This is a genomic window from Rothia nasimurium, from assembly GCF_042660305.1.
GTDB lineage: Bacteria > Actinomycetota > Actinomycetes > Actinomycetales > Micrococcaceae > Rothia > Rothia nasimurium.
Map to the genome: position 1 here is coordinate 15438 of NZ_JBHSTW010000015.1, position 25398 is coordinate 40835.

General features: G+C 62.0%; 16 protein-coding genes and 1 tRNA gene. 13 read left to right on the forward strand and 4 right to left on the reverse strand.

The features are described 5' to 3' along the window. Positions 1 to 27 precede the first annotated feature (27 nt). The 4 genes from hemC to hemL are packed head-to-tail and all read left to right on the forward strand — an operon-like array spanning position 28 to position 4231. On the forward strand, positions 28 to 1035 hold the full coding sequence (hemC, locus tag ACFP6B_RS06480; RefSeq protein ID WP_377128362.1) for a hydroxymethylbilane synthase: 1008 nt from the start codon (positions 28 to 30) through the stop codon (positions 1033 to 1035). A gap of 4 nt (positions 1036 to 1039) precedes the next feature. After that, positions 1040 to 1861, forward strand: a complete 822-nt coding sequence (locus tag ACFP6B_RS06485; RefSeq protein WP_377128365.1) for a uroporphyrinogen-III synthase — start codon at positions 1040 to 1042, stop codon at positions 1859 to 1861. A gap of 32 nt (positions 1862 to 1893) precedes the next feature. Continuing rightward, positions 1894 to 2901: a porphobilinogen synthase gene (hemB, locus tag ACFP6B_RS06490; RefSeq protein WP_377128368.1), complete on the forward strand. Its 1008-nt coding sequence runs from the start codon at positions 1894 to 1896 to the stop codon at positions 2899 to 2901. Between the two features lie 4 nt (positions 2902 to 2905). Continuing rightward, on the forward strand, positions 2906 to 4231 hold the full coding sequence (gene hemL / locus ACFP6B_RS06495; protein WP_377128371.1) for a glutamate-1-semialdehyde 2,1-aminomutase: 1326 nt from the start codon (positions 2906 to 2908) through the stop codon (positions 4229 to 4231). A 164-nt stretch (positions 4232 to 4395) separates the two neighbouring features. Here the strand turns inward: hemL and ACFP6B_RS06500 are convergent, their stop codons facing one another. Continuing rightward, positions 4396 to 5733, reverse strand: a complete 1338-nt coding sequence (locus ACFP6B_RS06500) for a threonine/serine exporter family protein (RefSeq protein ID WP_377128374.1) — start codon at positions 5731 to 5733, stop codon at positions 4396 to 4398. A gap of 143 nt (positions 5734 to 5876) precedes the next feature. Beyond that, positions 5877 to 6563 carry a 3'-5' exonuclease gene (locus ACFP6B_RS06505; RefSeq protein WP_377128377.1) on the reverse strand — a complete coding sequence of 229 codons (687 nt, stop codon included), beginning with the start codon at positions 6561 to 6563 and terminating at the stop codon, positions 5877 to 5879. A 140-nt stretch (positions 6564 to 6703) separates the two neighbouring features. On the opposite strand from ACFP6B_RS06505, the gene ACFP6B_RS06510 reads away from it, so the two are divergent. Further along, positions 6704 to 10183 carry a PD-(D/E)XK nuclease family protein gene (locus ACFP6B_RS06510; RefSeq protein WP_377128380.1) on the forward strand — a complete coding sequence of 1160 codons (3480 nt, stop codon included), beginning with the start codon at positions 6704 to 6706 and terminating at the stop codon, positions 10181 to 10183. A gap of 10 nt (positions 10184 to 10193) precedes the next feature. Then, entirely contained in the window at positions 10194 to 13874 is a 3681-nt protein-coding gene (locus ACFP6B_RS06515; protein ID WP_377128383.1) for a UvrD-helicase domain-containing protein, read from the forward strand. On the opposite strand, the gene ACFP6B_RS06520 is transcribed toward ACFP6B_RS06515, so the two are convergent. Then, positions 13863 to 14813: a phosphotransferase gene (locus tag ACFP6B_RS06520; protein WP_237242694.1), complete on the reverse strand. Its 951-nt coding sequence runs from the start codon at positions 14811 to 14813 to the stop codon at positions 13863 to 13865. The genes ACFP6B_RS06515 and ACFP6B_RS06520 overlap by 12 nt on opposite strands. 53 nt (positions 14814 to 14866) lie before the next feature. Between ACFP6B_RS06520 and nudC the strand changes: the two genes are divergently transcribed. The 3 genes from nudC (at position 14867) to ACFP6B_RS06535 (ending at position 18544) form a co-directional block, all read left to right on the forward strand. Then, positions 14867 to 16084: an NAD(+) diphosphatase gene (nudC, locus tag ACFP6B_RS06525; RefSeq protein ID WP_377128386.1), complete on the forward strand. Its 1218-nt coding sequence runs from the start codon at positions 14867 to 14869 to the stop codon at positions 16082 to 16084. 61 nt (positions 16085 to 16145) lie between these two features. Beyond that, entirely contained in the window at positions 16146 to 17972 is a 1827-nt protein-coding gene (locus ACFP6B_RS06530) for an ATP-dependent helicase (protein ID WP_377128389.1), read from the forward strand. Next, positions 17972 to 18544, forward strand: a complete 573-nt coding sequence (locus tag ACFP6B_RS06535) for a M48 metallopeptidase family protein (RefSeq protein WP_377128392.1) — start codon at positions 17972 to 17974, stop codon at positions 18542 to 18544. The genes ACFP6B_RS06530 and ACFP6B_RS06535 overlap by 1 nt, the downstream gene beginning before the upstream one ends. Before the next feature lie 29 nt (positions 18545 to 18573). Here the strand turns inward: ACFP6B_RS06535 and ACFP6B_RS06540 are convergent, their stop codons facing one another. Next, complete coding sequence (locus tag ACFP6B_RS06540) at positions 18574 to 19962, reverse strand: zinc-dependent metalloprotease (RefSeq protein ID WP_237194429.1); 1389 nt, start codon at positions 19960 to 19962, stop codon at positions 18574 to 18576. Positions 19963 to 20123: 161 nt separating this feature from the next. Here ACFP6B_RS06540 and ACFP6B_RS06545 point away from each other — a divergent pair, with 161 nt between their 5' ends. From ACFP6B_RS06545 to ACFP6B_RS06560, 4 genes are all read left to right on the forward strand, one after another. Continuing rightward, positions 20124 to 21209, forward strand: a complete 1086-nt coding sequence (locus ACFP6B_RS06545) for a YlbL family protein (protein ID WP_377128396.1) — start codon at positions 20124 to 20126, stop codon at positions 21207 to 21209. 167 nt (positions 21210 to 21376) lie between these two features. Continuing rightward, positions 21377 to 24415, forward strand: coding sequence for a UPF0182 family membrane protein (locus tag ACFP6B_RS06550; RefSeq protein ID WP_377128399.1), 3039 nt, complete (start codon positions 21377 to 21379; stop codon positions 24413 to 24415). 146 nt (positions 24416 to 24561) lie between these two features. After that, positions 24562 to 24638 (forward strand) — tRNA-Met (locus ACFP6B_RS06555). A 98-nt stretch (positions 24639 to 24736) separates the two neighbouring features. Continuing rightward, a complete protein-coding gene (locus ACFP6B_RS06560; RefSeq protein ID WP_377128402.1) occupies positions 24737 to 24976 on the forward strand; it encodes a hypothetical protein in 240 nt (79 codons plus the stop codon). Positions 24977 to 25398 lie beyond the last annotated feature (422 nt).

Here is a 25398-nt window from a genome sequence, read left to right on the forward strand (position 1 = left end):
GATAAAGATTGCACGAAAGGACGCTCATTGGCAGCTCGAACATTTACCGTAGGTACGCGCGGGTCGGCTCTTGCGACCACCCAGACTGGCTGGGCTGTTCAGCGTATGCGGGAGGCGACCGGCATTGAGCTAGAGACCGTCACCGTCAAAACTGAGGGAGATGTGCTCACCGGCCCCCTGTCTCAGCTGGGTGGTACCGGTGTTTTTGCTGCGACTCTGCGCGCCCGCCTGCTTGATGGGGGAGTGGATGTGGCCGTCCATTCCCTGAAAGACCTGCCCAGTGCGCCCTGCCCGGGGCTGACCGTCGCTGCTACCCCGGAGCGGGAGGACCCCCGCGATGCCCTGTGCGCCCGGGACGGTCTGACCCTCGATACCCTGCCTGCTGGTGCCCGTGTGGGCACGGGGTCGCCGCGTCGGGCCGCCCAGCTGTTGGCTATCCGTCCTGACCTCACCATTGTTGATATCCGCGGTAATGTGGGTACCCGCCTGGCCCGTGTGGCTGGCAATGAGCACTACGGGGTGGGTGCCCACGGCCTGCACGGTGAGAAGAAGCTTGGCGCTATCACCGGTGACTGCGATGCGGTTGTGCTGGCTGCTGCCGGTCTGCACCGTCTGGGTCTTGCAGAGACCATCACTGAGTACCTGGGGGTCGACAGGGTTGTGCCCGCTCCCGGCCAGGGAGCTCTCGCTATCGAAATTCGTACCGACGATGCAGGCGAGCAAACAGAGCTGGGGCAGGCTGTAGCTGCTGTCAACCACACCGAGACCCAGCTGGCTGTGACCGCTGAGCGCGCCCTGCTCCGCCGCCTTGAAGCGGGCTGCACCGCCCCTATTGGGGCTTACGCCCTGGTGGACGCTGGCCAGCTCGTCCTTAACATCGCTGTGGCTAATCCCGACGGCACCGAGCTGCTGCGGCACACCGTGCAGACAGAGACCCTGTCGGTAGAAGCCGCCGCCTTCCTCGGCACCCAGGCTGCCGATGACCTGCTGGGTATGGGCGCTGCCGCTCTCGCCGGTCTTGAAGGCGGTGCCTAGAGCTATGACTACCTATCTCATTACCCGCACCCCGGCTAAGGCGGCTGAGTTTACCCGTGCTATCGCTGAGCAGGACGCCACCGCGCAGGTGCTCTATGCCCCCATCTTGGACGCGGTCGGCAGCCAGCCGGAGGACTGGGAAGAAGTTGCCTTCGCCCTGATCCGCGGGGAGTTCTCCTGGGTCACCTTCACCTCGGTCAACGGGGTGCTGGGACTCGACGCCCTAGCCCGGGGGCTAGGTCAGAGCCTGGCAGAGCTCCTAGGGGCAGCCCAGATTGCCGCTGTTGGCCAGGCTACCGAAGCGGCACTGACCGACCGGGGCCTGATGGTGGACTTCGTGCCCGAAACCCAGTCAGCAGCTGGCATGGTCGATGAGTGGCTCATTGACGAAGAGTGGGATAACCCCATGGACGAAACCGTCCTAGCCGTCCAGGGCACCACCGCCTCACCGGCCCTCGAAGAGGGGCTGACCGACTACGGCTACACCGTAGCCACCCTACCGGTCTACGACATGGTGCCCTACCCGGCAGAGAGCCCCCTGACCAGCCAGCTGCCCGAGGGCGCGTCCGAACCGGATAATACCGCCCTGACCCTGGAAGCGGCCGTCGCCGCGCTCGCAACCACCGACGTCCTGGTCGCAACCTCACCCCTGCTCCTGCGTACCCTAGCGGAGGCCGCCGGTAGCCCCCTGCCGCCCACCGTCGCCATCGGAGCCAGTACCGAGGCAGCCGCCCGCAACCTACCCGAGCATCTGCGCCCCTCCACCATCACCGTGTCTGCCAGCCCGGCACCGGCTGACCTGGCAGCTGCCGCCCTAGCCCTCTAAGCTATAAAAACACCTACCTGTCAAGGAAGACCATGTTTGAACCCTCCGCCCTGCCAGTCAGGCCCCGCCGCCTGCGCACTACCGGCCCCATGCGGGCCCTCACCGCAGAAACTGCCCTGACTCCGGCTAACTTGGTGCAGGTGCTTTTTGTGCGCGACGGCATTGACGCCCCCGTACCCATTGAGTCCATGCCCGGCCAGTACCAGCACACCCTGGAAACTGTCATCGGTGAGGTGCAGAAGGCCGTCGACGCCGGCGTGCGCTGCATCGACCTCTTCGGTGTGCCCCGCGATGAAGATAAGGACGCGGCCGGTTCCGCTGCCTGGGCTGAGGACAGCATCCTCAACCGGGCTATTCGCACCGTCCGCCAGCACTTTGGCGACTCTGTGGTCGTCATGGCTGACACCTGCCTGGACGAATTCACCGACCACGGCCACTGCGGCCCCCTTACCGAGGACGCCTTTGGCAACCCGGTCGTTGATAATGACGCAGCCGTCGAAGCCTACTGCCGTATGGCGGTTTCTCAGGCCCGCGCCGGGGCCCACACCGTCAGCCCCTCCGGCATGATGGACGGTCAAATTGCCGCCATGCGCACCGCCCTTGACGAAGCCGGTTTCACCGAGGTCTCTATCCTGGCCTACTCCGCCAAATACGCCTCTGCCTTCTTTGGCCCCTTCCGCGATGCGGTGGGATCCACCTTCACCGGCGACCGCAAAACCTACCAACAGGACCCGGCTAACCGCCGCGAATCACTCTACGAGGTGCAGCTCGACATCGAGCAGGGCGCCGACATGGTCATGGTCAAACCCGCTACCGCCTACCTGGACATCGTGCGCGAGGTAGCCGACTTGTCACCCGTCCCCGTTGCCGCCTACCATGTCTCCGGCGAATATGCCATGATCGAAGCAGCCGCCGCCCAGGGGTGGATTGACCGCAAGGCGGTTGCCCTGGAAGCCCTGATGGGTATCCGCCGAGCAGGTGCCTCCATCATCCTGACCTACTACGCCACCGAAGCCGCCACCTGGCTCAACGAAAGGTAAACCCTTGACCGTTTCAGAAGACCTCTTTGCCCGCTCTGCCCGCGTCATTCCCGGCGGCGTCAACTCACCCGTGCGCGCTTTCAACTCTGTGGGCGGAACCCCCGCCTTCATGGTAGAAGCATCCGGCCCCTACCTGACCGACGCGGACGGCCACAACTACGTGGACCTGGTCTGCTCCTGGGGCCCGGCCCTACTTGGTCACAAGCATACCGGCGTGATTGAAGCCGTCCACGCGGCTGTAGAGCACGGCCTCTCCTTCGGCGCTTCAACCGCCGCCGAGACCGAACTGGCTGAACTGGTGGTTGACCGTATCAACGCCGTAGCCCCCGGCACCATCGACCAGATTCGTATGGTCTCCACCGGTACCGAAGCGACTATGACCGCCATCCGCCTGGCCCGCGGCTACACCGGCCGCGACAAGATCATCAAGTTCGCAGGCTGCTACCACGGCCACGTCGATGCCCTACTGTCAGAAGCCGGTTCCGGCGTTGCAACCCTTGCCCTGCCCGGCTCGGCAGGCGTCACCGCCGCCACCGCCGCAGAAACCATCGTTCTGCCCTACAACGATGAGGACGCCGTCCGCGCAGCTTTTGCCGCCAACCCCGGCGACATTGCCGCCGTCATTACCGAAGCTGCCCCCTGCAATATGGGCGTAGTGACCCCGGCTGAGGGCTTCAACGCCTTCCTACGTGAAATCACCCGCGAACAGGGCGCCCTCATGATTTTCGACGAGGTGCTCACCGGCTTCCGCGTCTCATCCGCAGGCTACTGGGGCTACTCAGCCCCCGCTGAAGGTAACTGGGCCCCCGATATCTTTACCTTCGGCAAGGTCATCGGCGGCGGTATGCCCATGGCTGCCTTGGGCGGTAAGCGCGAAATTATGGAATATCTGGCCCCGCTCGGCCCCGTCTACCAGGCAGGTACCCTCTCGGGTAACCCCATCGCCATGGCTGCTGGCCTTGCAACCCTCAAGGCCGCTGACGCTGCTGTTTATGAGACTATCGATACCCGCTCAGCCCAGCTCCAGGCTGCCCTGGTTGAAGCCTTCAACGCCGCCGGGGTCAACCACTCCATCCAGACCGCAGGCAACCTCTTCTCCGTGGCCTTTGGCACTGCTGATACGGGCGTGCACAACTACGAAGACATCAAGGCATCAGAAACCTACCGCCACAATGCCTTCTTCCACTCCATGCTGAACTCCGGCATCTACCTGCCGCCCAGCGCCTTTGAAGCATGGTTCCTCTCGGCAGCCCACGATGATGCCGCCATGGACCGCATCATCTCGGCCCTGCCCGACGCCGCCCGAGCAGCGGCGGAGGCGACAGCTTAGGCTCATACCTTCTACGGGCGCGGCGCACTGGCCGGTAGCCAACTGGCTGGGTCTGGCATGAATCGCTTGCGAGCTTGCGAGCCAGCGAGAAGGTTAGTTGGCGAAGGTCAGTGCGCCGCGCCCATAGTTATGCCTGCTTCACCTACTTCTGCGTGTAAGTTTCCTTATCTCATGTGCCCCTGCGGCAGGGTGGCCAGGTTCTGGGTGTCGCGGTCGTAGAGCCAGTTCTTGTCCATGAGCAGGCGGGAGAGTGCCAGGCCCATTCCTAGAGCAGCGAAGATAAGCAGGACCTGCACGAAGCTGGCTAGGGCCTCATTGACATCGCCGTTAGAGAAGTGGGCCATGGACATGTAAAACATGACACCGGGAACCATGGTGACGGTAGCTGGCACCGCCAGGGAGATGCGGGAAACCCTGCGGGCGTGGAGGGGAGCGATGATTTCTGAGAGTACCCCGGCGATAAATACGGCCAGGGCAATGGCGAGGTGGGGCGCCCATCCGGCTTCTACTAACCAGATACGACCCGGGTTTACGATTGCGGCGATTGCCCCTGCCCAGGCGCAGGAGAGGGGAGTGGCTGAGAAGAGCATGGCGAAGCCGAAGGCGGCGGTGAAGGAGGCCAGCATCTGAAGGATCAGGAGCAGCCAGAACCCCAGGTGCGGGGCGGGGGCCTGCTCTAGGGGCAGGCTAAAGACCAGGGAGATGAGCCAGACCGAAAAGGACGCACTACCCAGGAGCAGGGCAACATAGGTGAGGCGGGAGATACCGGAGGAAAAGTCCATACGGGCTATTTCCAGCATGCCGGTGACCAAGGGGAAGCCCGGTACCAGGTAGAGAATTGAGGATATAAAGCCCACTAGGTGGTTATCCGCGATGAGGCCGGGGGCGATAAGCGCCGACATGACTCCCACATAGATACCGGCTGAGAGCAGGCCGCAGAGCATCCAGACCGCCATATGGTTGAGACCCCGGTGGGCTAGTGTGGAGCGTAGGAGCTGGCCGGCGAAGGCCGCAACGAGAACAACTGAGCATTCAATGACCCCGCCCCGATTGAGGAAGGCGAAGGCAGCACAGGCTAGGGCGGCAGCGAGAGCTAGGAGCCAGGGGGCGTAGAGGGGCTTTTCTTTCTCAATGCGGGTGAGCGTTGCGTCGGCTAGAGCTGGGTCGATGCGTTCGGGCAGGGACGAGACGAAGTCGCTGAGCAGGTCGATTTTGTAGGCGGAGATTCCCTTGACGCGGGTTTCTGCGATTTCGGTGCGGAAGTTTCCGCCGGAGTAGGCGGTGGTGGAGAGCTCGGTGAAGTGGACCTGGGCGTGGTGTTCTTCAAGTCCTACGGCTTTGGCTAGGCGGGACATGGAGGTTTTGACGCGGTAGGCGCTGGCTCCAGATTTCATGAGGAGCAGGCCTAGTTTGAGGACGACCGCCGATTGGGCTACCAGTTCTTTGTGCTGATTGCGGGTGGAGCCGAGGTAGATGCTGTTGGTGGGCGCGGGCTCGTTCACGGTCGTCCTTGCGGTTGTGGTGTATCTGCTTCTTTAAATCTAGTAGAGGGAGTGCAGAAAAGGACGCCGGTGGGCAAGTGACGGTGCTCAAGGCACCTACCTGCCTACCGGCGTCCTGACGGAGCGTTCACGCTACCTGAACCTTAGTCGGTGCGCACCGGCCAGGCGCCGCTGACGTCCGCCTGCTTGCCAATGCGGTTGAAGTAGTCCTGCAGCTCGGCTGCCTGCTCGGCTGCCCAGGTAATCTGCTGCTCGTGCAGGGCTGTAGCAGGCTGTTCAATTTCTTCGTATTCAAAGCTCATAGCCGTCAGTAGGCGCTCAGCTGCCAGGGCATCGTCCTTCGAAGTGTGGGCGTTTTCCAGCTCCACGCTGTACTCACTCGCCAGCACTTCCAGGGTGCGCTTGCCCTTCTTGAACTTGTGCACGTGCTTATTGATGACCAGGGGGTCAAGCACTGGGTAGCAAGTCAGCGGCGGGTACCCGTAGCGGGCCAGCTCAAAATGCAGCACCGAGAAATCGTAGGCAGCGTTAAAGGCGATGACGGGAATGCCGTCGGCAAAGAGGCCGCCCAGAGCCATAGCCACCTCGTAGGCTACCTGCTGGGCAGGCTTGCCGTGCTCACGGGCGTACTCGGTGGTGATGCCGTGAATAGCGGACGCCTGCTCAGGAATCTCAACCCCGGGGTCAGCCAGCCATTCCCCGGCGCGCAAAACCTCGCCGTCCGGAGAAACCAAGACCAAAGAAGCCGTGACGATGCGGGCAGTCTTAGGGTCGATACCGGTTGTCTCAAGATCGAAAGTGGCGCGGGGAAGCTCGGTCCATGAAGTCATACCTTCGATAGTAGCGACAGAAGTAGCGCCACAAAAATATTTGGGGCAGGTGGCGCCCAGGCTCTTAAAATGTCAGCCACCTATGATGAACTTGGAATACAGTGAGAACCTCGACCACGACAAAAGATGGGGAGTGCACGGTGATACACGAGCAGCTAGTAGAGACTCAGGGCGCTACCTTGCTTCTGGGCGCGCCCGGCAGCGGTAAAACCCAGGCCCTGCTAGAAGTAGCTACCGCATTCATTGAGCAGGGTAAAGACCCTGCCCGTCTGCTGGTGCTCACCCCCTCACGCGTCAGCGCAACCAGGTTCCGAGAAGCGCTCTCAGCCCGTATCACCGCAACAGTCTCAACCGCCCCGGTACGAGCCTGGCAGGCTTACGCCTTTGACCTGCTGCGACGGGCCCATATCGAGGGTTACCTACCCCACCTGGACTTCACCCCCAAGCTCCTTTCAGGCCCGGAGCAGGACGTCCTGATTAAAGAACTCCTTGACGGCCACCGCAGCGGCGAAGGCTCTGGCATTATCTGGCCCGATGACCTCCGTGAAGCCCTTGAAACCCGCGGTTTCCGCCACGAGGTGCGAGACTTTTTCGATCGCATGGCCGAATACGACCTCACAGCCTCAGCAGTTACAGACCTAGCGCAGCGCTTCGACCGCCCCGAGTGGCGGGCCCTGGCTAAGCTCTACACTGAATACCGCCAGGTGCGCGCCCTCCGCGCCCCGCATGCCTTCGACCCCGCAGCCCTTATCCACGAGGCCACCAAGACCCTGCTAGCCCACCCCGATTTTCTGAGTGCAGAACGCGCCCGCTTTGACCTGGTGCTCATTGACGACGTGCAAGAACTCACTCCCTCTATCTACCGGCTACTGGCTGTTCTGACCGGCAGGTCAGCAGAGTATTTGCGTACCACAGCTAGCAACTCACTGGCCTCTGTCACCGAAGCCGAATCACCAGACCTGGACGGCCTTCTTGCCTCGGGCCCGGCAGCGGTTATGACCTGCTGCACCGATACGGTCGTGCAGGGCTTCCGCGGAGCCAGCCCCCAGCTGGCAGCCAGCCTCCCCGACATCTTCCCCTCTCTCGTTACAGAAGAGCTCACCACGAGCTGGCGCATGGCACCTGTTATCGCCGAGCGCTGGGCAGAACTAGCCTCCCGCCTACCCGTTGTGCCCCGGGCAGCCCACCGGCGCGTCCTTACCCCCGCCCCGCAGGCGCCCAGCGAAGAAGCCCTCCTGCCGGTCGGGGACGACGGCGCCCTGCTAAACCCCGCAAAAGCAGCAGAACCAGACCCCGAGGTGCAGGGCCTGGTTGTAGAAACCCCCCAGCAGGAAAACCAGCTGCTAGCCCAAATGATTCTTGAAGACCACCTCTACCGGGGCAGGGCCTACCAGCGTAGCGCTATTATCGTGCGAAACGGCTCAGACGTCACCCGGCTCAAACGAGCCCTCATTAACCTGGGTGTTCCCGTACAAACAGCAGCCTCCATCACCCCCGTGCGCGATGAACCTGCCGCCCGCCCCTTCCTCGATGCCCTGGGGCTAATCCTGCACACCCGGCGTCTACGGGCTACAGAGCGGGCCACGAGCCCTCACGCCGCAGAGACAGAGCTATCAGCTACCCAGCAAGCAAACACCTGGGGCCTGGGCGCTGATACTGCGGTTTCCCTGCTGACCTCCCGCTTGGGCGGGGCATCGACCATGGATGTGCGTCGTTTACGCCAGCGTCTCCGCGCAGAAGAACTGCGCGCCGGGGGCACCCGCGACAGCGATGCCCTCCTAGTTGAAGCCCTCGTCAACCCCCAACTACTGCCCACCGGCGAAAGCAGCGCCGCTGCCCGCCGCCTGGGCCGGGTACTCACCGCAGGCGATAAAGCCCTCAACCAGCCCGGCGCTACCGCCGAAACCGTCCTCTGGGCACTCTGGGAGGCCTCAGAACTTGCCCCCCTCTGGAAAGCCCAGTCCCTCTCAGGCGGTGCAGGAGCCGACCGCGCCGGGCGAGACATCGACGCCATGATAGGCCTGTTTGAGGCAGCCGAACGCTACACCGACCAGATGCCAGGAGCCACCGCCGAACAGTTCTTGGCCTACATCGATGCCCAAGACCTACCCATGGATACCCTGGCAGAGCGCACCAACCACCGCGCCGCCGTAGAAATCATGACCCCCGCTCTCGCCGCAGGGCGCGAATGGGACACCGTCTACATCGCCGGCCTGCAAGATGGCACCTGGCCGAACACCACCGTCCGCGGCTCCCTACTGGGAACCCTCGACCTTGTGGACGCAGCTACCGGGCGCCTGGATACAAACGGACGCAATAACGGTGGGGGAGTAGCTCCCGGCTATTCGCTCCTTGAACGCCTACGCTCCAACCGTTTCGACGAGTTCCGTATGTTCGCCACAGCAACCTCCCGAGCCCGCTCCCGGGTAGTCTGCACCGCTGTATCTTCTGCAGACCAGGCCCCCAGCGAGCTGCTCGATATTTTTGCCCCGGCCCCCGGCGGCGAGCGGCCCCTCACCGAGGTCCGCCGCCCCATGACCCTGCGCTCGCTGGTTGCCGAACTGCGCCAGTGGTCAGAAGCCCAGCATATTTCACCGGCGAAAGCCGATGCTGCTGCCCGCCTGCTGGGCCGCCTCGCTGACCCTGAGCAGACCTCCGGGCTGAACCTACCCGGTGCCCACCCCCGCTCCTGGTGGGGACTGCTGCCCCTGTCCTCACAGGCCCCGGCCTTTGAAGGGGACGGGCCGGTTCCGGTATCGCCGTCTCAGATTGAAAAGATTCACCGCTCGCCCCTCGACTGGTTTGTAGCTGCCTCCCGTGCTGAAGCTGCCACCGACGCCTCGCGGTCGCTGGGCACTCTCATCCACGCCATTTGCGAAGATATGCCCGATGGGAACGGAACCGACCTGCGCGATGAGCTCCACCGCCGTCTACCCCAGCTAGGGCTCCCCAAAACCTGGGAGAGCCAGAAGATGGTGGAGCGGGCCGAGGGCATGCTCCAGAAGTTCGCCGACTACGTGCGAGACCTCAAGGGCAAAGGACGCTCCCTGGTGGGCGTCGAAGGTTCCTTTAGTGTGCTGGTGCCCGGCCCCGCCAAGGACGCCCTGCTGTCGGGGCGTGTGGACCGCATCGAAGTAGACCAGGTAGGGCGCTTTATCATCATCGATCTGAAGACCGGTAAGAGTAAGCCCAGCAAGGCAGACCTTGAACAGCACCCACAGCTCGCTGCCTACCAGGTTGCTCTAGAAGCCGGTGCAGGCGCCCTGATGCAGCAGGCCCTACAGCACGATGCCCTAGCCCAGAAAGAGGGTGAGCAGCCAGCGAAGCCGCAACCGAACCAGGTGCCGGTACTCGATGGGCTCCACGAGCTTTCTGGCGGTGCCCTGCTTCTACAAATTGGTGGGACCACGAAGAGCTACTCCGAGCAGGAACAGGCCCCTCTGACCGCTGAAAGTACCTGGGCCGTTGAACTCATCAACCGGGCTGCCGAACTGATTGCAGGGGAGCACCTGCAGGCTCGGCATACCGCAGGTGGCCCCTTTGGCATCGGCTGTGCCCTCCCCGATATTTGCCCCATCTGCTCACGGGGCCGCGCTATTACCGTCCGCCCCGCCCAGTAAAGGCAGAATCATGACTGAACAGAAGCCAGCAGAAACCTTTCTCAGCCCTGAAGATATTGCAAAAGCCCTGGGCCGCCCCCTACCCACAGCGGAGCAATCTGCCATTATCAGCTCCCCGCTGGTACCCCGCCTGGTCGTAGCGGGAGCAGGCTCGGGTAAGACCGCCACCATGGTGGACCGTGTGGTGTGGCTGGTTGCAAACGGGCTTGTGCGCGCCGACCAGGTACTGGGGGTGACCTTCACCCGCAAGGCCGCCGGTGAACTGCGGGAGCGTATGCGCTCCCGCCTTGAAGAGCTCCGCCGCCAGGGGCTCGTGCGAGAAAACCCTGATCAAGGCGCGGACGGAGTTACGAGCGACCCCACCATCTCCACCTACCACTCCTACGCTAATACGCTGGTGCAGCAGTACGGGCTACGCATCGGCGTAGAAGACGACGCCCAAATGCTGGGTGGCGCTCAAACCTGGCAGCTGGTTGCCCAAATCGTAGAGCACTATGAGGGTAAGCTGCCTGAAAAAGACGTCGCTAAATCAACCATGGTGGAAGCCATCATCAAACTCTCGTCCGAGTGCGCTGAACACCTGGTAAGCCCCGATGCTGTTATCGACTGGTGCACAGAAACTCTGAAACAGGTAGAGCACCTGGGTAAGCCCACGGTTAAAGGGGCTACCACCGAACAGCGGGCCCTGGTGCAGGGGCTACAGCTGCGTATTTTTTACGCTGAGCTGGTCAAACGCTATTCATCCATCAAAGAACAGATGCAGGTGATGGACTACGGCGACCTCATCGCCAAGGCAGCCCACATCGCGAAGACCGTACCCCAGGCTGCGCAGACAGAACGGGAACGCTTTAGGGTGGTGCTGCTGGACGAATTCCAAGATACCTCCCATGCCCAGATGCAGCTCTTCTCCGATTTGTTTGGGGCAAAAGCAGATGCCCTTGCCCACCCCGTGATGGCGGTGGGCGACCCCAAGCAGTCTATCTACGGCTTCCGCGGAGCTTCTGACGGCCAGCTCTTTAGCTTCTATGACTACTTCCCGGCAGAAGACCGTACCGCCAGCTACCTCACCGTGGCCTGGCGAAACGATACTTCTATCTTGGCAGCTGCTAACCGGGTAGCTGATCCCCTGAGCGTAAGCCCCGACTGGGTTCAGCGCACCCACACCATCGAGGTGCCGCCCCTGGTCGCGCGCCCCAAACCCACCGCCGGGCGGGTGCTGGTAGGGGAGTACCTCACAGACCTGCAAGAAGCCCGGGCCCTTGGCCAGATGATCGCCGAGCAACGCTCTAGCTTTGTTGGCCGCCCGCTCTCCGACATGCCGACCATGGCCGTCCTCTGCAAAAAACGGGCCATGATGGAACCCCTGCAAGAAGCCTTCGACGAGCTGGGCGTCCCCTACCAGGTAGTAGGTCTGGGCGGTCTGCTCGATACCCCCGAAATCGTAGATCTGGTGGCGGTACTCCGAGTGCTGAGCGACCCCGGCCGTTCAGATGCGCTCATGCGCATACTGGCTGGCGCCCGCTGGCGGCTCGGCTTATCTGACCTGCTAGCCTTTGGCGAGTGGGCAGAAGCCTTCAAACGCCAGCGAGAACTTGAAATCAGGTTTGGCATTACAGCCCAGGCCGCTGCCCTGCGCGCCGAACAGGAAATCCTCGACGAGGTTGAGGGCCTGAGCGAAGCCGCTGAACGCGGTGCCACCAGTGCGAGGGACCTAAAGGACGCTGGTGAGCAGATGCCCGCGTCCGCTGAAGACTACCGGCGCCTGCTCCAGGCTGCCGCCCCCGACGTCACCGACGGAGCCTCCCTGATTGAGGCGCTCGAAAACCTGCCACAGGAGGGCTGGGTCTCAGCCCGCAGCGGCCGGTCCATCAGCGCCGAAGGCTTGAAACGACTTCAGGCCGTATCGAGGGAACTGACCTACCTGCGCCAGTTCACCGCCGATGACCTCACCACCCTCATCAGCGAAATCGAGCGCACCCTCCTGCTCGATATCGAGCTAGCTGCCCGCCCGGGGGCACACGCAACATCGGCCCGCAGACACCTTGACGCCTTCTACGATGTGGCCGCTACCTACGAGTCCACAGCCCCCCGCGTGAACGCCCTGCTCCTGGCAGCTGCCAACGGCCAGCCCCTGGAAGAGGGGGAGGACGGCGTCCGCTTTGCCCTCAGCGCCACCGGCGCCTCGGCATCGGGGGTTAGTGGCTTCTTAGCCTGGCTCGATGCGGCAGCCCAGCAGGAAGCCGGGCTCGAAATGGCAGCAGAGGCCCCCCGCCACGACGCGGTGCAAATTCTCACCGTACACGCTTCAAAGGGGCTGGAGTGGGACCAAGTGTATATTCCGGGCATGGCTGCCGGAGACTTCCCCGATGCTAAGGACGAACGCTGGACCAAGCAGTCGGACACCCTGCCCTGGCCCCTGCGCGGGGATGCCGCCTACCTACCCGGCTGGCGGGCGGACTTCGATCACTTGCAGGATCTCGGTGATTTCATGGCCCAGCTCTCGGAGCAAGCGGTAGAACACCGAACCCTAGAAGAGCGCCGTCTGGCCTACGTGGGGTACACCCGTGCCAGATCCCTGCTCGTTCTGACTACCTCGGCCTGGAAGGGAACCACGGCTAAGCCCCGCCTCATGTCTGATTTCGTCGCCGAGTTACTCGATGCCCCGGTTGAGTTAGCTGAAATTCTGAGCGAGCTTGACCCTGAGCAGGTAGGCACCGTCAACCCCCAGTCAGCCACGATTACTACCGCCCTCTGGCCCTTCGACCCCTTCGACGGGCCCCATCAGATGACCTGGACCTCCCTTCAGGAACTCGAAGCAGCAGGCCCTGCACCCAGCCCAAACGAGAGTAAACAGGGCAACCTAACAGGGCTCAGCCCCCGCCAGATAGTCGAGCGTGCGGCCCAGAACGTGCTGCGCGGAGGGCTTGAGGCAGATGTGCTAGCTGAAGCTCTCGCTGCCCTCCCCGACCCCACCCCGGAGCAGGCCCAAGAGGCACGAGACGCTATCGAGGACTGGCAGGAAGAAACCGACCTGCTCCTGAGCCTGCTGGCTGCACCCGCGGAAAACAGCTCCTTCGAGCTACCCGGCCACCTGTCAGCCTCCCTGCTCGTCAACCTGGTCAAAGACCCGCAGGCCGTCATCGACAACATGCGACGCCCCATGCCCCAAAAGCCGGGCATCGCGGCCCGCCAGGGCACCATCTTCCACAGCTGGGTTGAAGACCACTTTGGCACCAGCGGCATGCTCGACATGGACGAAGATTTCGATGACGACAGCACCGAAGAAGAGCTCAATATTCCGGCCCTGCGAGAGAACTTCCTTGCCAGCGAATGGGCAAGCCGTGAACCCTGGGCCCTGGAATACCCGCTGGAAACACCGCTTGCAGGAGTAACGGTGCGCGGCCGCATCGACGCTATCTTTACCCGGACGGACGGCGACGGCTCGACCGTCTGGCAGCTGGTGGACTGGAAGACGGGGCAGCCGCCGCGCACTAAGAAGGAGCTCAAAGAACGGTCGGTGCAGCTCTCCCTCTACCGCCTGGGCTTTGCCCGCCTACAGGGGGTACCCGAAGAAAACGTAGAGGCCCATTTCTTCTACGCTTCAACCGGAGAAAGTATCGAAGTGACCAACTTCTCCACCCGGGCAGAGCTAGAGAAGGTGCTGGAGCGGGCCGCTCAGTTAGCCGGCTAGGGCTCCAACAGCTCGCAGCTCAGCTTCGAGGTGGTCGAGCATAGAAACAGCCTCTGAAATCATGACCCGGTCTTCTAGCTCCACCCCGCGGATCAGCCACTGGGCCAGACCGAACTCCGCATAGAGGTTAGCTCGAGCTTCGAGGTTCCGGTCGGGCTCCTGGGGCATCTCTTCACGGTAGGCCGCAAAGACCCTCTCCCTGAAGAGGGGGTCTTCGCAGGCGTACAGCCAGGCGAAGTCAGCAGCGGGATCACCGACGCAGACCTCTGACCAGCCGGTGATCTCAACGATTTTCTTCTGATCAAGCACCAGGTTGTCTTCGTTGAGGTCCCCATGAATGACGCGGGGGCGGAAGTCCCACATTACTGAATCGTTGAGCTGCTCTTCCCAGCGGGTGAGCAGCCCAGAGGGCACCTTGCCAGTAGCAACAGCCAAATCTAGCTCGGCCAGGCGGCGCTCGCGGACCTGCTGGCCGGTGTAGACCGGTAGGTCGGCGTCCTCAACGATGGTGGTGGGGAAAACGTGAATGGTAGCGATGTGGCGGGCAATCTCGTCCGCAATATTGGGCTGGCCCTCGCGGGTTCGGTGGGAGAGGTCCGCTAAATCGTCGATGTCGTAGTGGGAGCCGGGGTTGTGGGTGTAGATGAAGGCCTGCCGCCCGTCGAGGGGAACGGTACCCACAATGGTGGGTACGAGGAAGGGCAGGCGGGCGCGGAGCCCCGGCGTGAAAGACTGGAGGATGACGTGTTCCGCTTCGAGGCGCACGCTCGCTTCGGGGTGCTTGGGGGCGCGGACGCGCCAGCGCTTGTCAGCTGAGTCAATGATGATGGCTGAGTCGAAGTCGAGGGCGTCGTCGGCTGAGGGCAGGGCGGCTACGGGGTAGAGCCCGGGAACCCCAGCTGATACGATGGCGGCAAGTTGAAGCGGTGTTGAAGTCACACTTTTAAGGGTACAAGAGAAGTTGGAACGAACCCGATATGAATGCTGAAAATATGACTAATCTGTCGGCATCTAGTTCGCAGGACGATACGGACGCTGCACCCGGCACGAGCGGGCAGGGCTGGTTTTCGCCCCTGGGGCGGTTGCCACTGACTACTGACCGGGTGCGAACCAGCGGTGCTGTGCGGGAACGTCCGGGGTTCTTCGCTCACCTGGGGCAGGCCCTGGCGGGCAGGCAAGACACCACAGATAGAACATCTAGCGACCTTTACCCCTGGCTCCTTAGCCCTGCCCTGCTGGCAGTTGATCGGGGCAAGGTGCTGGTTCACACAACAGATCAGGGGCTAGAACCGCTGGACCTAGCACAGGTTTTTGATCTTCATGCTGAAGCTGTACTCGACTACACCTCCCGCGACCGTCACCAGCACCCAGCCCTCATCTTCGCGGGGAGCCGGGTAACGGCGTCCGCACCTACACAGAAGGGGGAGACAACCGAACAACCCGTGCTCGTAATCCTGGCTGACTTTGACCGCTTCTTAGACCTGGGAGAATCACCCCTGAACCTCCAGGGCTTTGAAAACCAGGAGCAAACCCTCGCTGAGGTGGTAGCTGCCCGCTCGGGCGGCGAGTGGGTGAACATACGCGACTACGCTGCCTACGCTTATGAGGGGCAGGGAGCAGCCTTCGCCTGGGGCGAGGTGCTGGCAGCTGCGGCGTCCTTGAGCACCTGGCATGCATCCTCTGGTTATGATGCGCGGACGGGCACCCCCACCTTCGCTACCCGCGGCGGCTGGGTGCGGGTCACCGAAGAGGGTAGAGAGCTCTTCCCCCGCACAGACCCCGCTGTTATCACAGCCGTTACCGCTGATGCAGGGGGTGAGAGCAAGATTCTGCTGGGGCAGGCGCGGGCCTGGGGGAAAGGGCGCTTTTCTACCTTTGCCGGGTTCGTTGAGGGCGGCGAAGCCCTCGAAACCGCTGTCCTGCGCGAGGTCTACGAGGAATGCGGCGGGCTGGTTACTTCACTGAAGTATCTGGGGTCGCAACCCTGGCCCTTCCCCAGGTCGCTGATGTGCGGTTATCTTGCTGAAATCTCCAACCCCGACCAGGTTGAAGCTGACGGGGCTGAGATTGAGGAAATCCGCTGGTTCAGCCGATCAGAGCTCCTCGATGCCCACCGGTCAGGCGCTGTGCAGCTACCCGGGCCGAGCTCAATTTCCCGCCGCCTGATTGAGTTCTGGCTGGGGCAACCACTGGGACCTGCTGGGCGGTAGACTAGATAGCTGGCGTGGCCGCTACCGGCCACAAGGACTGCGAGGGTAGGGGAGAAGCACCATGATTCACGATAAGCTCAGGGCCCAGCCCATTACCCTGTCTGCCCCCAACCCCGAGACTATCCTTGAGGGGCTTGACCCCGAACAGCGTCGGGTGGCTACCGAACTTGCCGGGCCCATGTGCGTGATGGCAGGTGCCGGTACCGGCAAGACCCGTGCCATCACCCACCGCATCGCCTACGGTATCGCCATCGGCCGCTACAATCCGAGGGCCGTCCTGGCTCTCACCTTCACCAACCGGGCAGCCGAAGAGATGAAAGTGCGCCTGCGCCAGCTGGGTGCCGCCGGGGTTGTAGCCCGTACCTTCCACTCAGCCGCTCTCGCCCAGCTACGCTATTTCTGGCCCCAGGCCATCGGCGGGGCGCTACCCGAGATTATCAAGAATAAGTCCCAGTTCATCATCGAATCAGCCCGCCGCCTAGGGCTGGCTACCGACCGGGCCATCGTGCGCGACCTTGCCAGCGAAATCGAGTGGGCTAAGGTTTCCATGCTCACGGCCGACTCCCTCATGCCCCACCTGGCTCACCGGGAGCTGCCTACAGATATCAGCCCCATCGACATGGTGCGCCTCCTGCGTACCTACGAGGAGCTTAAGGACGAGCGCAACGTCATCGACTTCGAAGATATCCTGCTGCTGACCGTCGCCATTATCGAGGAAAACCCCGATATCGCCGCTCAGATTCACCAGCAGTACCGCCACTTCGTGGTGGACGAATACCAGGACGTCTCTCCCCTGCAGCAACGCCTACTGGACGCCTGGTTGGGGCGCCGCGATGACCTGTGCGTGGTGGGCGATGCTTCCCAGACCATCTACTCTTTTGCCGGGGCAACCAGCCGCCACCTGCTCGAATTCCGCACCCGGTTCGAGGGCGCTACCGTGGTTAAGCTGGTGCGTGACTACCGTTCCACCCCGCAGGTGGTCGACCTGGCTAACCGCCTGTTAGCGGCCCGCCGTCAGATGCCCGACTCCACCCGCTACTCCTGGGCCCCGCCCCTGCAGCTGGTCTCCCAGCGAGAGCCCGGGGCCAAACCCGAGTGGTTTGAGTACGCCGATGACGAGCAAGAAGCAATCGGTATCGCTGAAGATATCAAGGATCTCATCGACAAAGAGGGCGTTCCGGCAGCCGATATCGCCGTGCTCTACCGCACCAACTCCCAGTCAGCTGCCCTGGAACAGGCCCTCACAGACGCCGGAATCAACTATCAGCTTCGCGGCGCAGAACAGTTCTTTGACCGCCCCGAAGTCCGAGCCGCTATCAGCATGCTCCAGGGCGCAGCCAAGGGCGCTGAAGCCACCGACAGCGTCACCCAGCTCGTGAGAGATAACCTCAAAAACCTGGGCTGGTCAGCCAAAGCCCCCCAGCGTTCAGGCCAGGAACGAGCCCGCTGGGAGTCCCTTGAAACCCTGGTGTCCCTTGCCGACCGCCTCGCCGACGAGCGCAGGCAAGCGCGGGAGCGGGCGTCCGCTAACGGCGCCACCGACCTGCCCCCCGAATTCACCCTCTACGAGCTGGTCGCGGTGCTTATCCAGCGCTCCCAGCACCGCGATGCTCCCTCCCTCAACGGCGTCACCCTCGCCTCCCTTCATGCAGCCAAGGGCTTGGAGTGGGAGGCAGTCTTCCTGTGCGGCCTCAACGAGGGCCTTATGCCCATCTCCTTCGCCCAAACCAGCGACGAGGTAGACGAAGAGCGCCGTCTCTTCTACGTCGGAATTACCCGAGCCCGCTCCTACCTGACCTTGAGCTGGTCGCGCTCGCGAACCCCCGGCGGGCGGGCCGGGCGCAAGCGCTCCCGCTTTATCAACGACATCGCTCCCAAGGGGGTCTAGTGGCTACCTCGCGTGAGATCCTGCCGGCAACGACGTCCCGCCCCGAGATTGAGGTGGTGCGCTCTACCCGCCGCACCCGCACGGTACAGCTAGCGCCGCATAAGGACGGACGCCTGCGCCTGATGGTCCCCGCCACCTCCACCGACAGGGAGATTGAGGACTACCTGCGCCGCATGCTACCTAAGGTAGAGGCCCGCCGGGCCCGTAAGGACGCCGGTGCCCAGCGGGGTGCCCTCGATGAGTTTTTGCGGGAGCGAGCTGACTACCTGCGAGCCACCTACCTGCCGGAAGCCCCAGAACCGCTCTCAATCCGGTGGGTCACCAACCAGAAGCAGCGCTGGGCCTCAGCGACCCCCGCTGAGCGCACGATTCGCATCTCGCATACACTTCAGGGCGCACCGGAGTACGCCCTGGATTCTGTGATATTTCACGAGCTCTGCCATTTTCTGGAGCCCAACCATTCACCGGCTTTTAGGGCCCTTGAAGCCCGCTACCCCCATCTTGAGAAAGCGCGGGGCTTCTTGGAAGGTGTTACTTTTAGGCAGCGGGCGCAACAGGCAGGAAGGGTCTAGAGAAGACTCTTCCCTAGACCGGTGCCTCTTTATTCTTTGTCCTTGCCTTCGGTACCTTCCGTGGGCTCGTCGTAACCGCCGGCTAGAAGCTTTTCGAGGGCTGCGTCGAACTCGTCCTCGCTGGCGTTGAGCAGGGCCCGGCGGGAGGTGAAGCCTGCGGGGTCGTCCAGATCCTCGCCGGTGGGCAGGGTCTCGGGGCCCTCCCAGAGCTGGTCGCGGGCCTCAAAGCCGTGATTTTCTTCGTAGTGACGCCAGAAGGCAAGGGCCTCGCGCATCTTGCGGGGGCGTAGCTCAAGGCCAACCAGCTGGGCAAAAGCGTGCTCTGCGGGGCCGCCGGTGGCGCGGCGGCGGGCCATGGTCTCAGCCAGCTGCGGGGCCATGGGCAGGTTTTTGGTGGCCTGCTCGGTGACGAGGCTGACCCAGCCTTCGATGAGGGCCAGTAGGGTTTCAAGACGGTCAAGAGCCAGCTGCTGGTCTTCGGTGAGCTGGGGCTTGAACATGTCGCCGGCGAAGGCATCCATCATGGCCTCGGGGTTTGAGGGGTCGAAGTCGATGTCGTTAGCGGCTGCCTGCATACGCTCAATATCAACGTGAATACCGCGGGAGAAGCGCTTGATGAGGTCGATGATGTCCTCACGCAGCCAGGGGTTGGTTTTATGCAGGCGAATCAGGGCAGCTTCGCGCACGGCAAGGTAGAGCATGACCTCTTGGGCCGGGATTTCTAGGCCTTCGCCAAAGGCCGCAACACCGGCAGGTAGCAGGGCTGAGCGCCCCTGGGCCAGCGGGATACCAATGTCGGTGGACGAGACGACCTCTTCGGCCAGTTTGCCGATAGCCTGCCCCATCTGCATACCGAACATCATGCCGCCAAGACCGGCAAAGAGATTGCCGCCGCCGAGCATGCCGGCCATTTCTTCGGGCATCTGCTGCTGGATAGAGGAGGTCATGGCTGATGAGACTTCTTCGGCAACGGGGCCGGCGATGTCTTTCCAGGTGGCAAAGGAGTTCTCAACCCACTCGGCTTTGGCCCAGGCTTCAACACCGAAGGCAGGACGCTCGAAGATGGTCACGGGGTCCAGCCAGAGATCTGCCAGGGCAGCAGCGTCACGGACTGCGCCTGCCTGGGATGAAGTCACCGAGGGGTCTTCACCCATGGCCAGTACCTGGCGGGCATGCTGCTTTGCCATATCCCAGTTGACGGGTTCGTCGCTAGACTGGGCACTCATCATCGAATTGACCTGGGCGAAGATACCCGAGAGCATGGCCGGGTCGAGGGGGATACCCATGTTTTTGAGGGCATCGGCGTCGAAGCCCGCGGCCCCGTTCATGGCTGACGGATCAAACCCCTGCTCCTGTAGCTTTTTGAGGAACTCTTCAAGGGGGTCACGGCCAGCTGAGTCGTAGGGGTTGTTGGTCACGTTCTGCCTCGTTTCAATAGGGGGCTGCGGCGCCCGCCGCTACTGTTTCTCACTAGCCTACCGACCTCGTCGCGTACCCCGGGATGCTTTTAGCCCTGAGCCAAGTGGGAATTTGCTGGGGAGTGGGCTGGGCTGGGCGATTTTGCTAGTAGGCTAGTCCTATGGTTTTTTCGAAGAGGGACAAAGCAGGCGCCCGCCCCCGTGAACGTCGGGCTGATTTGCGCACGGTGAGCGCGGTGGGGGCCCTAGGCCTGTCGATGTTTTCGCTGGTGATTCCGGTTGATTTCGTGACCGAATCACCCGGCCCTACTTTCAACACCATCGGTGAGTTCGATAGTAAGCCGCTCATTGAGATTGAGGGCGCCCAGACCTACCCGGTAAGCGGCAACCTCGATATGACCACGGTATCGGTTGCAGGTGGCCCCAACACTTCTCTCTTTGCGGTTGGAGCGCTGGCAACCTGGCTGGAAGACTCTACCGCGGTACTGCCCAGCGATTTGATCTATGCTCCTTCAGTGACCAGTGAACAGGTCAGTGCGCAGAATAGTGCCGATATGACCAACTCCCAGGAGGTAGCTCAGGCGGCTGCCCTCACCCAGTTGGGCATCGACTACACCGAGATTTTAACGGTGTCAGGTGCCGTTGAGGGTGGCCCCAGCCAGGGCATCCTCCAGGAGGGCGATGTGGTTACCGCTCTCAACGGTGAGCCGCTGGCAAGCTACACCGACCTGACCGCGCGGGTGAACGCGTCCGCCGGGCAGCCCGTTACCCTCACCGTGACCCGCGACGGCAGCGAGCAGGACGTTACCGTCACCCCCTCCTACAATGAGCAGGGGCAGCGCTACGTGCTGGGCCTCTACATCGCCCGCTCTTTTGAGTTCCCCATGACCGTCAACTACGGCCTCGAAGAAGTGGGCGGCCCGTCGGCCGGCATGATGTTTGCCCTGGGCATTATCGATGAGCTGACAGAAGGTGAGATGACCGGCGGTATTCACTTTGCCGGAACCGGCACCATCGACGCGGACGGCACCGTGGGCAGCATCGGGGGCATTGAACAAAAGATGCGGGGAGCTGCGGACGCCGGTGCTACGGTTTTCTTGGCCCCGGCAGATAACTGCGATGAAGTGGTCGGTAACGTGCCTCGTCGTCTGAACGTCATCAAGGTATCAACTTTGGATGAGGCGGTAGACGCGGTGACCCGCATCGGCCAGGGCGAAGACCCCGCAACCTTCCCCACCTGTTCATAAGGGGCGGGGCTGGTCACCCCAGAGCTGAAACGCTAAGCCTACTCTCGAAACTCACAGCTTTCTTTGGCAAAATAGTGTCTTATATGTAGCGTCGCCCACTGTGCGGCGTCACCCACCACACAGGCCGCACCTTTGCGGCAGACACGAAACACAACTGAAGGATACCCGTGAGTACCGGAAGCACCCCTCCCCGTTCATCATCACGCGCTCCTCAACGTAGAAACCGGCCGCTGACCGTGACCGTGGCAATCATTGCCGCCCTGGTCGTAGCCTTTGTTTTTGCAACCCAGGTGTACACCGACGTCCTCTGGTATGACCAGCTGGGCTACCTCAAGGTTTTCATCACCCAAAACCTGACCCGCGGTGCCGTCTTCCTGGTTGCAAGTATCGTTGTAGGTATCGCCGTCTGGGCCAGCCTCTTCTACGCCTATAGGCACGGCCAACTACAGACTCCCAGTCCCCGCCGTCGTCCTGCCGGCCCCCGAGTGGATGCCAACGGCAACCCTGTGCCCGACCCCTACGGCGATATGCAGGACCTCTTCAACCAGAATATGGAGCGCTACCGCCAGGGTATTGAGCGCATGCGCAAGGTCCTTCTGATTGCTGTGCCGGTTCTTCTGGGCGCTTTCGTCGGTAGTGGGGCGATGACCCAGTGGGAGACCGTCCTGCTCTTCTTCCAGGGTGAAAGCTTTGGTACCACAGACCCCGAGTTCGGTCGCGACCTGGGCTACTTCATGTTTACCCTGCCCTTCCTCAATGTGGTGACCGGCCTGCTGAGCACCGCCATCATCTTCTCAGCGATGGCAGCTTTGGTCATGCACTACTTCTACGGCGGCATCGTAGTAGGGGAGCGCGGTATCACTACCACCGTGCACTTCCGCCGCCACATCGCAGTGCTCGGTGCCCTCTTCATTCTGCTGCGCGGCATCACCCTGTGGCTGGCCCGCTACAACGCAACCCAGGACCAGTCTGGCTCCTGGGCCGGTGCTATGTACAGCGACGTCAACGCGATCATCCCGGTGAATGCGATTCTGGCAATCGCCTCCCTGCTGGTCGCTGCCCTCTTCGTTCTGGCCGCTGTGCGCGGGAACTTCCGTCTGCCCATCATCGGCACCGCCGTGCTAGTGATTGCTTCGCTGGTTGCCGGTGGTATCTACCCCTGGGTTGTACAGCGCTTCCAGGTCGTACCGAACGAACAGGCCGCAGAAGCCCCCTACATCCAGCGCAACATCGACGCTACCCGCGCCGCCTACGGCCTGGACCAGATCGACGTTCAGAACTACGACGCCACCACCTCAACCGCAGCAGGTGCCCTGCGCGGTGAGAGTGAGACCATCTCTAACATCCGCCTGCTCGACCCCAACGTGGTCTCCGGCGCCTTTGCCCAGCTGCAGCAGTTCCGCCCCTACTACCAGTTTGGGCAGAACCTTTCAGTGGACCGCTACACCATCGATGGCACTGAGACCGACACCGTTATCGCCGCCCGCGAGCTGAACCCCGACCAGAACGCCGGGTCATCTTGGGTTAACCAGCACGTGGTCTACACCCACGGCTACGGCGTCATCGCCGCCTACGGCAACCAGGTTGAAGCCGACGGTAAGCCCAAGTTCATCCAGTCGGGTATTCAGGCAACCGGTGCAATTAGCGGCGACTACGAGCCCCGCATCTACTTCGGCCAGAGCTCACCCGACTACTCCATCGTGGGTGGCACCGCCGAGGATGAACCGCTAGAACTTGACCGCCCCCAGACCGCTGACGACGAAAGCGGCGCGGACGCTAAATACACCTTCAGCGGCAACGGCGGCCCCGTCATCGGTAACGCCTTTAACCGTCTGGCCTACGCCATCAAGTTCCAGTCCTCAGATATCCTGCTGTCGGACGCCGTCCGCCCCGAATCCCAGATTCTCTACGACCGCGATCCCTCAGAGCGCGTGAAGAAGGTTGCCCCCTACCTGACCGTAGACGGCAACCCCTACCCGGCTATCATCGACGGTCAGGTGCTCTGGATTGTGGACGCCTACACCACCAGTAACCAGTACCCCTACTCGCAGGCAGCCCAGCTTGATAATGCGACCTCTGATTCAGAGACCGCAACCGGCGTAACCCAGGCCCTGCCCAGCCAGCAGGTTAACTACATCCGTAACTCGGTTAAGGCCACTGTGAACGCCTACGACGGCTCGGTTACCCTCTACGCCTGGGATGACCAGGATCCGGTACTGAAGACCTGGCAGAAGGTTTACCCCGATACGGTGCGCCCCTACAGCGAGATGTCGGCTTCCCTGATTGAGCACGTGCGTTACCCGCAGGATCTTTTCAAGGTTCAGCGAGAGATTCTCAATGCTTACCACGTGACCAACGCAAATAGTCTCTACAACGGGGACGATCGCTGGTCGATTCCCAACGACCCCACTAACGACAGCGGCCGCCCCCTGCCCCCTTACTACATGTCCCTGCAGATGCCGGGTGAAGACTCAGCTCAGTTCTCCCTGACCACCAGCTTCATCCCCCAGCAGTCAGACAGTAACACCCGTAACGTCATGTACGGCTTCCTGTCAGCCAACGGCGATGCCGGTACCGGTAAGGACGGCGAAAAGGCTGAAGGTTACGGCAAGCTGACCCTGCTTGAGCTTCCCCGCTCGTCGGTTGTTCCCGGCCCCGGCCAGGCTCAGAATGTCTTCAACTCCGATACCGCTGTCTCGACCGAGCTGAATCTGCTGCGCCAGGGCGCCTCTGACGTCATCAACGGTAACCTGCTGACCCTGCCCGTGGGTGGCGGTATTCTCTACGTCCAGCCGGTCTACGTGCAGTCCTCCGGCGATGCCGCCTACCCCTCTCTGCGCCGAGTCCTCGTGGGCTTTGGTGAGCAGGTCGGTTTTGCACCCACCCTGGAAGAGGCCCTGGATGAACTCTTTAGCGGTTCCTCCGGCGCTGAAACCGCCGCTGACGCCGGTGTGGATGAAACTGAAGCCGCCCAGGCAGCGGACGGTACCGCTACCAGCACCGATAGTGCCAGCCTGACCGGTGCCCTGCAGGATGCCCGCCAGGCGATGCAGGACGCGGACGCCGCTATGAAGTCCGGCGACTGGGCCGCCTATGGTGAAGCCCAGACCCGTCTGAACGAAGCTCTGCAGCGCGCCATTGATGCTGAAGGTATCGAGGGCACTGCTACCACCGAGGCAAGCCCCAGCCCCTCACCCTCCAACTAGGAGTTAGGCTGTAGCAGGCTTAGGTAGATAAGGACGCCGCCTCCCGCACTCAGCGGGCAGGTGGCGTCCTTTTGTGTAGAGTGCATCACAAATGCCAGTTTTGGCTTGCGCTGTGTTGGTGAAGTGCGTATAGTTATATGAGTCGCCGCGGGGTGGAGCAGTTCGGTAGCTCGCCGGGCTCATAACCCGGAGGCCGCAGGTTCAAATCCTGCCCCCGCAACCATTTGATAAGTCGTCCCGTTCGGAATGAATCCGATCGGGGCGACTTTTTTCTTACCCTTTTCATCTTCAAAGTAATTTGGGGTAGGTGGGGTTGTAGTCATGATTGATGCTCCAAGTAGCTCATCAAGTGAAAGCCCCAAGGCTCCGGCAACAGTGAGTAGGTCTTCAAGTCTGAAAGCGTTCTTGCCACGTAACCTGCCAGATACTGAGGCTTGCGGAATCATTGGACTCTTTACTGTGCCAATTATTCTTGGCCCCATTGCTATTGTTCAGGCCAATAAAGCTGAACGTCTCGGTGCTGCTGCTACTGCCGTCAATTTTTTTGGGGGGATGGATTGATACGGTTATCGGCGGTTTAGCTGTGCTGGTCATACTTCCTGTTGTCGTGATGACGGCTCTTGCAGCTGGTTCTTCGGCAAGCTACTAAGACGACCCCTGGCGTCCTGGGCTGTGAATCTGGTGATGAGCAGGGCCTAGCTATTCAGGGGGATGAAGAAAAATATAGTAGAAAATCACATCGTCTCATGTGATACGAAACGATGTGATTTTTTGTTGAGCGATTTGCGAGTCAATCCTGGTTTTTGTCGATGTTCTTCTGTAAATATTCGAACCAGCCAAAAAAATTGAGCGCTAGTACGCAGGGTATTACATAGAGCAAGAGCCCTGTCCAGGAGAAGGTTATGAGGCTTATTCAAAAGTAGACACGCACCCCACACCCACCAACTAGACAACGGCCCCACCCGCGGCAAAAATATGAGCGT